This is a genomic window from Arcobacter peruensis (assembly GCF_003711085.1).
Lineage (GTDB): Bacteria > Campylobacterota > Campylobacteria > Campylobacterales > Arcobacteraceae > Poseidonibacter > Poseidonibacter parvus.
The window spans coordinates 1190410-1203036 of the sequence record NZ_CP032363.1 but is presented as its reverse complement, the minus strand read 5'-3'; the positions used below and the strand labels follow the sequence as shown (position 1 = coordinate 1203036).

The 12627-nt window shown below is 26.3% G+C and carries 11 protein-coding genes; 9 read left to right on the top strand and 2 right to left on the bottom strand.

Annotated features, from left to right (window positions below):
• Positions 1-15: 15 nt before the first annotated feature.
• Positions 16-708, bottom strand: coding sequence for a rhodanese-like domain-containing protein (locus tag D3Z07_RS06185; RefSeq protein WP_076084561.1), 693 nt, complete (start codon positions 706-708; stop codon positions 16-18).
• A 165-nt stretch (positions 709-873) separates the two neighbouring features.
• Here D3Z07_RS06185 and D3Z07_RS06180 point away from each other — a divergent pair, with 165 nt between their 5' ends.
• From D3Z07_RS06180 to D3Z07_RS06155, 6 genes are all read left to right on the top strand, one after another.
• Positions 874-2232, top strand: coding sequence for an imelysin family protein (locus tag D3Z07_RS06180; protein ID WP_076084564.1), 1359 nt, complete (start codon positions 874-876; stop codon positions 2230-2232).
• Between the two features lie 115 nt (positions 2233-2347).
• Entirely contained in the window at positions 2348-3598 is a 1251-nt protein-coding gene (locus D3Z07_RS06175; protein WP_228200579.1) for a di-heme oxidoredictase family protein, read from the top strand.
• A complete protein-coding gene (locus D3Z07_RS06170) occupies positions 3598-4542 on the top strand; it encodes an imelysin family protein (protein WP_228200578.1) in 945 nt (314 codons plus the stop codon). Before D3Z07_RS06175 ends, D3Z07_RS06170 begins: the two co-directional genes overlap by 1 nt.
• A 2-nt stretch (positions 4543-4544) precedes the next feature.
• Positions 4545-5468: a sterol desaturase family protein gene (locus D3Z07_RS06165; protein WP_122893351.1), complete on the top strand. Its 924-nt coding sequence runs from the start codon at positions 4545-4547 to the stop codon at positions 5466-5468.
• A gap of 1 nt (position 5469) precedes the next feature.
• On the top strand, positions 5470-6633 hold the full coding sequence (locus D3Z07_RS06160) for a cytochrome-c peroxidase (protein ID WP_122893350.1): 1164 nt from the start codon (positions 5470-5472) through the stop codon (positions 6631-6633).
• An 85-nt stretch (positions 6634-6718) separates the two neighbouring features.
• Entirely contained in the window at positions 6719-6982 is a 264-nt protein-coding gene (locus tag D3Z07_RS06155) for a hypothetical protein (protein WP_076084576.1), read from the top strand.
• 5 nt (positions 6983-6987) lie between these two features.
• Here the strand turns inward: D3Z07_RS06155 and D3Z07_RS06150 are convergent, their stop codons facing one another.
• The gene (locus D3Z07_RS06150; RefSeq protein WP_122893349.1) at positions 6988-8868 is read right to left on the bottom strand and encodes a sensor histidine kinase; all 1881 of its coding nucleotides are present in this window, start codon (positions 8866-8868) and stop codon (positions 6988-6990) included.
• Positions 8869-8998: 130 nt separating this feature from the next.
• Here D3Z07_RS06150 and D3Z07_RS06145 point away from each other — a divergent pair, with 130 nt between their 5' ends.
• Genes D3Z07_RS06145 through D3Z07_RS06135 form a run of 3 tightly spaced genes read left to right on the top strand, consistent with a single transcriptional unit; the run spans position 8999 to position 12627 of the window.
• On the top strand, positions 8999-9703 hold the full coding sequence (locus D3Z07_RS06145) for an SDR family NAD(P)-dependent oxidoreductase (RefSeq protein WP_122893348.1): 705 nt from the start codon (positions 8999-9001) through the stop codon (positions 9701-9703).
• Between the two features lie 24 nt (positions 9704-9727).
• Positions 9728-11740, top strand: a complete 2013-nt coding sequence (locus D3Z07_RS06140) for a methyl-accepting chemotaxis protein (RefSeq protein WP_122893347.1) — start codon at positions 9728-9730, stop codon at positions 11738-11740.
• 20 nt (positions 11741-11760) lie between these two features.
• Entirely contained in the window at positions 11761-12627 is an 867-nt protein-coding gene (locus D3Z07_RS06135) for a patatin-like phospholipase family protein (RefSeq protein WP_122893346.1), read from the top strand.

The window sequence follows — 12627 nt, the reverse complement described above, 5'->3', positions numbered from 1 at the left end:
AATAAGGGTTAAACCTTATTTTAAATTCTTAGTTACACTCAAAGATAAACTTTCCCACGAAGCCATTCCTCCTCTATACCAAATCATTTTATTTGTTGGATATCCAATTGATGTAAGATATTTAATACTTTTTGATGATATTGGGCACCATGGACCATTACAGAAAAACACTGCTGTTTTTGCATTTGAAAAATCTAATTTATTATTTTCATTTACTTTAATTCCTAAATTTTTATATGCTTCATTAAAATCTTCTTCAAAATCTTCATCATATTTTAAATCTTCATAAGGAACATTAACGGCACTTGGAATTGTCTTAAAATCAAACCAAGATTTTTTTCTACTATCAACTAATACATATGATTCTGGATTTTTTAATGTTTTTGTAAAAATAAAATTCATCACTTCAATTTCTGAGTATGTTTTTATTTTGTCATTTATATACAATCCTTGAATAACACCTTTTGTACTAATTATAGTTTTCTTACATTCATTTGGAATATTTGTAGCTATGTTTTGATCAGTAAAACTCTCTTTTGAAACTGAAATATTAAGACATTTAGAATTAATCACTCTTTCAATAAGATATTTTTCTTTTGTTCCATTTGAATATGTATGTTCAACTTTTATACCTGTAAATTGTAAAGCATAGGGTTTTACTGCATGTGAGTATATAAATAAACATACAATTAGAAGAGCTGTTTTCATTTTTGATCCTTTATTAATTTATAGTATAAATAATAAATACTTAAAACTACACTTTAATATGCTCGAATATAGTTATGATAATAATTATCAGTTTAATATTATTTTAAGTCAAATTTTGATTTAATTTCATTAATGATAATTGATATTAAAATTAAAAGGAACATAATGTTAAATAAAACAAAACTTTTTGCAGCTTCTTTATCTGTAGTAACTGCAATCGCACTAACTGGTTGTGTAACAACAACTGCAAATGATGCAATGACAAAAATGGAAACTGTTAAGTCAAAAGGAATTTTAGGTTCATATGCAAATTTAGCATTAGCAAACTATACTGATGCTTTAAACGATGCAATCGTTTTAGAAAAAGCAATTGATATTTTTGCTTCAAATCCAAGTGCTACAAACTTTACTAATGCAAAAAAAGCTTGGTTAGTTTCAAGAGAATCTTACGGTCAAACTGAAATCTTTAGACTTGCAAATGGTCCAATTGATGCAGAAGAAGGTTGGGTTGCTGATGCTTATGGTGCTTTAGAAGGACAACTTAATGCTTGGCCTTTAGATGAAAATATGATTGATTATACAATTGATGCAAATGGAGCTAAAACTTCAGGAAATATTATTGATACTATGGGTACTTTTAATCCAGGTGGAGAAGATGCACAAGCTGTAAATGTTAAAACTATTACAGAAGATGCTTTATCTGCATTAAATGAAAATGGTGGAGACGCAAATGTTTCAACTGGTTACCATGCTATTGAGTTCTTATTATGGGGACAAGATCAAGATTACTCTAACTTCTTAAAAGATTCAGTAACAAAAGGTGCATTAACAGCAGGACAGCGACCATTAAGTGATTTTACTACTGCTAAAAATGCAGACAGAAGATTAGCTTATTTAAAAGCAGCTGCATCTAAAGTCGTAAATGATTTAACAACTGTTAAAAGTGCTTGGGTAAAAGATGTAAATGGTTCTAATGGTTTATATCAAGCTGCATTACAAGGTAATTTAAGTGATTCAAATTCTTCAAAAAATATTGAATCAAGTGAAGCTTTAAAACAAATTATTGCTGGTATGGGTGTATTTATGAAATCTGAATTAGCAAATGAAAGAATTGCAGTAGCAGTTTTAACTCCTAGTGAAGAAGATGAACATTCTTGTTTCTCTGATAATACACATAGAGATATTTTAAATAACTATCTTGGATTTAGAAATGTTTTAACTTCTACATATAAAGGTCAAAAATTTGGAAACTCTTTATTAGATACTCTTGATGCTGATTCAAAAACTAGAGTTATTTCTTTAATGAAATCAATTGAAGAAAAAATTAATAGTGTTGATAATGCTGCAAAAACTAGTGAGCACTTTGATTATCAAATCAAATCAACAAGTTCTCAATCAAAAGTGATTGTAAAACTTAAAAATGAAATGAGAAAATTAGGTGATGAAATGGTTAATGTTGCTAAAGCAAATGGTATTGATTTAACTAGTGATGATGTAACTGATGCTGAAGAAACAAAAATTTAATTTTTCTTTCTTTCGTTTAGTTCTAACTAAAAGCCTAGTAGCAATTTTTGCTACTGGGCTTTTTGCGGTTAATAATACTGGAGACTTTTTCTCTACAAAGAAAGATAAGTCTTTAATGCTAAAACCAATAAGTGGTATGAATGATGAACAGTATGATAAATTCATTTTAGGAAGAAGTTTTTTTGTAATACCTTGGGTTGAAGCACCAAGTGCTACAACTGCAAGAGATGGCTTAGGACCATTATTTAACGCAAATACATGTGTTTCATGTCATGCAGGAAATGGTAGAGGAACTTTATACAATAAAAAAGGTAAACCCTCTCGTTCATTAGTAGCAAGATTATCTATTGCTTCTAATGGTTCTTTTGAACATAAAGAACTATTAAATAAAAATGGTTTTATTCCGCATCCTGTTTACGGTGCACAAATATCAATTAATGGTATTCATGGTGTGGATTTTGAAGCAAGAGTAAAAATAGATTTTGAAAAAATTAAAGTAAAGTTTCCTGATGGTGAAATTGATGAACTTTTAAAACCAAAATATGAACTTATAAATAAAAACTATGGAAAAATATCAGAAGATACAGCGATAACTTATCGTATTGCACCTTCTTTACATGGTTTAGGTTTAATTGAAAAAATATCAAATGAAGATATTTTAAAAAATGTTGATGAAAATGATAGCAATAATGATGGTATATCAGGTAAAGCTAATATGGTATATTCACCTAAAACAAAAAAATATGAGTTAGGTAAATATACATGGAAAGCTAGTTCAGCAAGTGTGATTGAGCAATCCGCAGCAGCAGCTTCTAGTGATATGGGATTAACAAGTATGTATTTTATGAATGAAAATTGTACTAGTTCTCAAAAAGAGTGTAATGATGCACCAAAAGCTGTACACAAAGAAGATATAACACCACAGCGATTAGAAGCAATTAGTTTTTATTTAAAAAATACAAAAGCCTATAAACCAAAACAAACACAAGAGTTTAAAGAAGGTTTAGAAATATTTGAATCAATTGGGTGTGTTAAATGTCACGCTAATAATTTTAAAATTTCTGATAACTTAACTATATCACCTTATTCGGATTTTTTACTTCATGATATGGGTGAGCAATTAAGTGATAATAGAAATGAATTTAATGCAAGTTCAAAAGAGTGGAGAACTTCTCCTTTATGGGGACTTTCATTACATGAAAAAATAAACAAAAAAAGACCTAGGTTATTACATGATGGAAGAGCTAGAGATTTCCAAGAAGCGATTCTTTGGCATGGTGGGGAAGCAAATAGTGTAAAAGAAAACTATATGAATTTACCAAAACAAACAAGAAAAAAATTACTTAAATTTTTAGGAAGTATATAATGAAAAAAATTTTATTTACATTGATGTTCTTAGTATCAACTATTTTTGCACAAGAGACAGCATTAATTTCGATATTAAAAAATATATCAATACCAAATGTACAAAACACAATAAACAATGCTGATGCTTTAAAAAAAGATTTAAACGAGCAGAATTTCAAGAAATTTTTAAAGTCATGGAAAAAAGTAGAAGCAATATATTTTGCAGGTGAAATAGACAATGATTATTTAGATTCGCCTAGATATATTGATGTATTTCATAATCTAAAAGAAGATTTAAATGAACAAATGAAAAGAGTAATTGCTTCAAAAGATGATGTGAATATTGCATTATTTAAAAATTCATTTAAAACTATAAATGCTTTAGAGTACGTTTTATTTAATGATAAAGAAATCACAACTAGAGAAAAACTTTTAAGTATTGAAATAATTAAATCAATTCAATCTCATTTAAATGATATAAAAGAAGTTTATTCAAACTATTTAAAGCAAAAACCAAAAGAAGAAAAATGGGAAAATGCAATGATTATTAATACATTAGTTGCAAGTACATATAGATTAAAAGAGTGGAGAATAGGTGATCCAAGTGGGAATTCTTCAAAATATAAAGATGATATTGATAATAAAAGAGCAGAATATTTTTTAAGTAAGAATTCATTTGAAGCTATTGCTTCAATTTTAGATGCTCATGATGAAATAATGAATACTTCAAACTCTTATAATTTTGGAAAAATGGCTATAGAGTCTGGTGCAAAAGCTGAGGTTATGGAAGTACAAAATGCAATAAAAAATGCAAAAATAGAAGTATCAAAATTGAAGAATGATGATTTTTCAAATGCAAAAGAGTTATATGATAGTGCAAAGAACTTACATAATGCATATTATTTATCACTAATTGAGCAGTTATCTGTAACTGCAAAAATCCTTGATGCAGATGGTGACTAAAATTGAATGATCTTTTTGCATTAGAATATATTATAAACCCAAATAAAAGAATATTTTGGGTTTATATCTTTACGGCAATCGCAATAAGCATAATTTATTACTATTATAATTCAAGAGGTAAAAGAGTGATTTTAAGTTTAAAACTATGGCTTCATCCTAGTGCTAAACTTGATTATTATTACTTTTTTATTTCATATTTTATAAAAGTATTTATGCTAATTCCTATTGTTATTTCTGCAAAAAGTATCGCTTTTTTCGTAAATAAACAACTATATTTACAATTTGAGTATTATGAAAATACATACTTCTCATATGAAGTTGTAATTTTAATGTACACAATTTCACTTTTTATAGTAAGTGATTTTTCAAGATATTGGTTACATAGATTTTTACATACAATTCCTTTTTTATGGGAATTTCACAAAGTTCATCATAGTGCAAAAGTTTTAACTCCTATTACTTTTTATAGAGTTCATCCAATTGAAAATCTTCTTTTTGGACTGCGATATTCATTAAGTATTGGTCTTGTAACTGGTGTATTTGTCTATTTCTTTGGTGCTATGATTGATATATATTCGGTTTTAGGTGTAAATATTATTGTATTTGTTTTTTCAATTTTAGGATCAAATTTAAGGCATTCCCATGTGCCTTTTTCTTTTGGACAAAGAATTGAGAAATGGTTTATTTCACCAAAGCAACACCAAATTCATCATAGTAGAAATTTTTTTAATAAAAACTATGGAGGAACATTAGCACTTTGGGACAGAGTATTTGGCACTTTAAAACTATCAAAAGAAGTAAAAGTATTAAAATTTGGTTTACGAAGAAATCAAATGAATGAGTATAAAAGTATTTTTGATTTAGTATTTAAACCATTTAAACTTTTAGCAGTAAAAAATATAAAAAATATAAAAAAAGGGAATTAAAATGATTTATTTAAAACTTATAGCATTAGGATTTTTTGCTCTAATATTTACTGGGTGTTTAAGTGATAATACCTTATCAAAAGCAGAAATTTTAAAACAAAAACAAGATAAAGAAATTTTAGGAAAAGTTTTATATTTTGATAAAAACTTATCAAAAAATAGAACTCAGTCGTGTGCAACTTGTCATAATCCTGAAGCTGGGTTTGTTGATGATAGAAATAATGGTGTAAATTCAATGGCTTCATTAGGTGATAATAATACTTCAATAGGGGATAGAAGTGCACCAACAGCATCGTATGCAATGTTTTCTCCAAAGTTTCATTATGATATTAAAAAGAAAAAGTATATTGGTGGACAGTTTTGGGATGGAAGAGAAGATGACTTAGAAGGTCAAGCTGGAGGACCACCATTGAATCCTGATGAAATGGGTATGAAAGATAAAAAAGAAGTTAGTCTTAGATTACAAGAAAACTCATATTATGTTGAAAGTTTTAAAAGTATTTATGGAGATGATATTTGGGAAAATGATGATTTGGTATATAAAGCTATGACAGAAGTAATAGCAGCTTTTGAAAGAACAAAAGAGTTTGCTCCTTTTGATTCAAAATATGATAGATTTTTAAAAGGTGAATATAATTTGTCAGCTTTAGAAGATTTAGGAAAAGCAATATTTTTCTCAAATAATAATAACTCTTGTGCAACTTGTCATGTATTAAAAGGTGAAGATAAATTAGGTGAAACATTTACTAATTATGAATACCATAATATTGGTACACCTGCAAATATAAAATTAAGAGCTAAAAATGGTGTTTCTGTTATTGATGGTGGTTTATTAAATAATCCAAAAGTTACAGATAAAAAAGAAAAAGGTAAATATAAAGTTCCAACTTTAAGAAATGTAGCAGTTACCTCTCCTTATATGCATAATGGTGTATTTAAAGATTTAAGAACTGTAGTAGAGTTTTATGATAAATACAATAATAAAGATAGAAAAATTAACCCTGAAACAAATAAGCCTTGGGAAGATCCAGAAGTTAAAGAAACGATTTCATTAGAAGAGTTAAAATCTAAAAGACAAAGTGATAGAAAAATAGAAGCCTTAGTTGCATTTATGAAAATTTTAACCGATAAAAAATATGAACATCTTTTAATAGATAGTAAATAACAACAAAAATAATTTTGTTGTTATTTATTTATACTTAAGTATAATTTGATAATATGTATTAAATAAAGGATTTATTATCAAAACATTGCTTTTTATACTTATAAGTACTTCACTATTTGCTAGTAGTTCTAATACTTACAAATTTAAAAAATTAGAAGAGGTAAAAACAGAACTAATTAATAAATATGAAATTAGAGTTGAAGTTGCAAGACTTGATAAATTTTATAAACGAGTAAAAGTTTTAAATAGAACTCTTCACTGCTTTAAAAACTCTAGAAGTAAAAGAGAAATAACTGCTTGTAAAATAGATGAAAACAAAAGAATAATGCAACTTATAAAAAAAGGATAACTTGACTATTCTAGATTAAAAACAATTTTAGTCTGAAGTCCTAAATAGTTATCTTTATTAAGAATATATTTTTTATTTTCTATACTCATAGAAGCTTTAAAATGTTTCTTAATAATTTCGTCTGTCATATAAAGACCAATTCCTGTACCTTGTGATTGATGTTTGGTTGTAAAGTAAGGTTCAATTACTTTATCTAGTATTTTTTTGTCAATACCTCCTCCATTATCACTTATTTCTAAAATACCTTTATTATTGTTTTTATAAGTCTTTATTGATATTTCTCTTGAGTGGTCTTTTGTTATTAGAGCGTCTTTTGAATTATTTATAATATTTATTAATGCTTGAATTAACTCATTTTCAACACCATAAACTTCATATTCTATAAGCTCTTTTTTCAAATTTATATCATTGATTTTCAGTTGTGCATTTGTTAATTTTAAAGTTTTTTCAATTACAGTTAAGATACTTGAATGTTTACTAATTTTATCTGTTTTGAAAAAATTTCTAAAATCATCAATAGTTTTTGATAAATATTGTGCTGAATTTGTAATATTATGAATTGAATCATTAAATGTATCATCATCAAGAGTCTCATAATCTTTTTGTAATTTCATACCACTAGCAGCTGTTGTAATTAAAGATAAAGGCTGTCTCCACTGATGTGCAATATTCCCAAGCATTTCTCCCATTGCAGCCATTTTAGCTTGCTGTGATAATAAATGATTTTGCTTAGTATTCTCTTCTATATGATTTTGAATATCTTTTCTATATTTATTAAATTTTATATTTAAAATTCTCGATATATAAAAAGATACAGCAAGAAGTATAGATGTTAAAATAATAGCAACAGTAAATATATATAAAATATTTTTATTGAATTTCTTGTTTAATTCTTTTTCTTTTTGAATAAAAAGATTGCTCATATCATTTTCATAAAAAATCTTAGTAATTACCCAATTCCAATTTTTTAAACCTTTTGAATAACTTGTTTTGATTGTATTGTTAGCAGTATTATCATCATTTTTATATGAAAGATAACCACTACCTGTTTTTGCAATATGGATTAGTTCTTTTTTTGTAGAAGTAGTCATTTCTGATAATGTATCCATTTTATTATTATTTGCTAATACTTCGCCATTATAATCTAAAATCATATAATAATTATTTTTATCAGATGATAGTTTTTGAGTATAATTTAATACTTCTTTTTTAACAAGCTTTTCAAAATCTACAAAATATTCTCCTGTCCCTATAAACCAATTATATGGTTCAAAATATTTATTGAAACCTATTTTTTTATATTGCTTAGTCATATCATCTGGTTTATGATAAGACCAAGTTAAAAATCCTTCTTGTTCTTCTTTTACTTGTTTTACAATTTTTCTTGTAAGATATTCACCTTTGCCATCTTTAAAATTATAAAAACTTGTACCTTCAAGTTTTTTTGCAAGTGGTAACAAAATACATTCATAGTTTTCCATTGAATAGATGAAATAATAACCTCTATCTTGATTAAATCTTATATGTCTAAGTGCATTTTTAATCATTTGTTTTATTTCTTGTTCAGATTTAATATCTTTATTTTCATTATATATACTACTTGCAACTCTATGTGCTTCATAAACTCTATTTTTAATATTTTCTTTTAAAAACTTTTCTGTATCTTTTTTTGTTTCTACAATAAAATCATGTAATCTATGAGTATCATTTTTAATTTTTAATTTATTACTTCGTATAAAATTTGTTTTTATTTGTTTTTTTTCTTTTTCTAGTGTTGATTGTTTGTCTATATATAAAAAAACAGAAATAATTATAGAAATTGTTAATACAAATACAGGTGGCGTATATTTAATTATATTTAATATTTGTTTTTCATTTTTATACATTTTAATACCACCTTTTATTATTATTTATACTTAAATGCTGTATTGTAAACATAATACATATTATTAAATTAAACCAATATAAATAAAAATTAAACTATTATAATAATATAAAAGATAAACAAGGAAAAATATGTCTAAAAGAGTATTAGTAACAGGTGGAAATAAAGGAATAGGTTTAGCAGTTTCACAAGCTATGTTAGCACTTGATTATGAAGTAATAGTAGTAGCTAGAGATTTCAAAGATTTTGCTTTAGGAGGTCTTCCTAATGTTACAGAAATAGAGTATGACTTATCAAATATTGAAAATTTAGAGCAATTAGCAAAAGAAGTTGGAAATATAGATATTTTGATTAATAATGCTGGTTTTATGCAACCAAAATATACTTATGATAATTATCCTAAAGAGGCAAAAGAGAAAATCATGAATGTGGATTTACACGCTCCAGTTGAACTTATGAATTTATTATGCGAAAATATGAAAAAACAAAAAAATGGAAGAATTGTAAACGTTGCATCAATTGCAGGACAAATCGGACATCCTGATGTTTGGTATGGTATTGCAAAAGCAGGGCTTATAAATGCTACTAAAATATATGGAAAACTATTAGGTGCACATGGAATTTCTGTAAATTGTATTGCTCCAAGTCCAACAGAAACTGATATGCAAAAAGATAACTCAGAAGAGAGAAAAAAAGAGTTTAAAAAGACTGTTTCATCAGGAAGATTTGCTCAACCTGAAGAAGTTGCAAAAGCAATTGTTTGGCTAGCAACTGAATGTCCTGTTTATATTAATGGAATTACTTTAGATATAAATGATTGTTCTTACGCAAGATAAAATTAAATAAAAATAGGATCTTAAATGTTTAAAAATAGTTCATTAAAAACAATATTACTAATGGGTGGTTTTATTATTAGTTTAATTGCAGTTGTAAATATTGTAGTTAATAGTATTCAATTAAAAGATATAGAAAATAAAGTAATTGAAAAAGAAAGAGAAATTCTTCCTCATGTTTTTAGTTTCTTAAATTTGCAAAGAGATGTTATTCAAGTTCAGCAGTGGTTTACTGATGTTTCTGCAACTAGAGCAGCAGAAGGTTTTGATGATGGATTTGGAATTGCAAAAGAATATTTTGTTAGTGGAAATAAAATTCTAGATCATGTAATTACAGAACACGAGAGATATAATGAACCAGAAATGGTACAAGAATTAGAAGAATTTAAAAAAGATTTCGCAAGTTTTTATAATATTGGTTTAAAAATGGCAAATACTTATGTTAAAGATGGCCCAACTGAAGGTAATAAGATGATGCTTGAACTTGATCCTTTTGCAGAAAAATTAACTATTAAACTTGATAAATGGATTAAAGAACATATAGAAGAAAATAATTTAAGAGCTAATGAAATTGATAGCCAAATTGCTTCTGCTGAAACTAGTCAAATTGTATTAGGTTTGATTTTAATAGTTATGGCATGTATTATATTTTTTATTATAATTAAAAGAATAGTTTCTTCTTTAGATAATTTTCAAGAAGGTTTATTAAACTTTTTCTCTTATTTAAACAAAGAAGTTGCTACAGTTGAAAAATTAGATGATAGTAGAAATGATGAGTTTGGTAAAATGTCAAATGTTATAAACAAAAATATTGAACATACTAAAAACTTAATTGAACAAGATATAGCTTTAATTGAAGATGTAAAAAATATTGTAAATAAAGTTAATCAAGGTCAAATTGAAAACACTGTGAATGCAAAAACAGAAAATGAAAACTTAGAAGAGTTAAAAAATCTTTTTAATGAAATGTTAAAAACTATGTCAAATAAAATTTGTTCTGACATGACAAAACTTGATGATGCATTGAAATCTTATCAATCTTTAAATTTTAATCATAGAATTGAAAATGACAATGGGGATATTTCTTTAGGTATAAATTCATTAGCTAATATTATTAATGAAATTTTAGTTGAAAATAAATCTAATGGATTAACTCTTCAAAATAGTTCAAATACTCTTATGTCAAATGTAGAAACTTTAAGTACATCTTCAACTCAAGCTGCAGCTTCTTTAGAAGAAACAGCCGCAGCTTTAGAAGAAGTAACAAGTCAAATGGAAGGTAATACAAATAGTATTATTAAAATGTCAGGTTATGCAAATGACTTAAATTTATCTGCTTCTCAAGGTCAAGAATTAGCAAATAAAACAACTTTATCTATGGATGAAATTAATACACAAGTAAATTCAATTAGTGATGCTATTTCAGTAATTGATCAGATCGCTTTCCAAACTAATATTCTTTCTTTAAATGCAGCAGTTGAAGCAGCAACTGCAGGTGAGGCAGGAAAAGGTTTTGCTGTTGTTGCAGCAGAAGTGCGAAATCTTGCAAGTAGGAGTGCAGAAGCAGCAAAAGAGATTAAAAATTTAGTAGAAAGTGCAACATCAAAAGCTAATGATGGTAAAAATATTGCAGATGAAATGATTAAAGGGTATAGTGAATTAAGTAATAATATATCGAATACATCGGATTTAATAAGTGATATTGAAAAGTCTTCTAAAGAACAACAGCTTGGAATTGAACAAATTAATAGTTCGATATCTGCATTAGATACACAAACACAAAAAAATGCAGAAGTAGCTTCTCAAACTAGAAATATTGCACAATCAACATTGACAATTGCAAATAAAGTTGTTCAAAATGCAAATGATAAAGAATTTATTGGAAAAGATAAAGTAGAAGCAAAGATTGTAGAACTAGTAAAATTAGAAGAACCTTTAGTTACTAATAAACAAGAAAAAACAAGTAATACAAAATTAAATGATGTAAAAAATAAAGTAGTTCAATCAAATGACTCTTCAGATGATTGGGAAAGTTTTTAAAATAGGTAATTTAAAATATTATGATTAATAAGAAGAAAAAAACAGTATCATTAGTTCTTGGAAGTGGAGGAGCTAGAGGTTATGCTCATATTGGAGTTATTAAAGAGCTTATTGCAAATGATTATGAAATAAAATCTATTTCAGGCTCATCAATTGGTGCATTAATTGGTGGACTATATGCTGCAGGAAAACTTGAAGAGTATGAAGAATGGGTACTTAACTTTGATGTTTTTGATATTTTAAAATTAGTTGATTTTTCTTTTAATAGAAGTGGAATGATTAATGGTGAAAAAGTATTTAATAAGATAGAAGAAATGATAGGTGATGTTAATATAGAAGACTTGCCTATTTCTTTTACAGCAACTGCAACTGATATTACAAATAGGAAGCAAATATGGCTTCAAAAAGGCTCTTTAAAAGATGCAATTAGAGCCTCAATTGCAATTCCAACTGTTTTTACTCCAAAGAAGTTAAATGATAAAGAACTGTTTGATGGAGGAATTTTAAATCCTTTACCAATTATTCCAACAATTTCAGAGTTTACTGATTTACTAATAGCAGTTGATTTAAATAGTAGTACTAATGTTCTAAGTAAACATAAACATATATTTGAAAAAGAGAAAAAAGGTATTAAAGAAAATATAAGTAATTTCTTTAAATTAAATATATCAAAAAAAGAAGAGCTTAGTTATTTTGAGATAATAAATAAATCTATTGAAACAATGCAAGAAGTTATTTCAAGATATCAACTAGCATCTCACCAACCTGATATTATGATAAATATACCTAATAAATGTTGTGAATTTTATGACTTTCAAAAAGCAAAAGAATTAATTACTTATGGAAGTACAATAACAAAAGAAATTTTAGAAGATGAAGATAAGTAG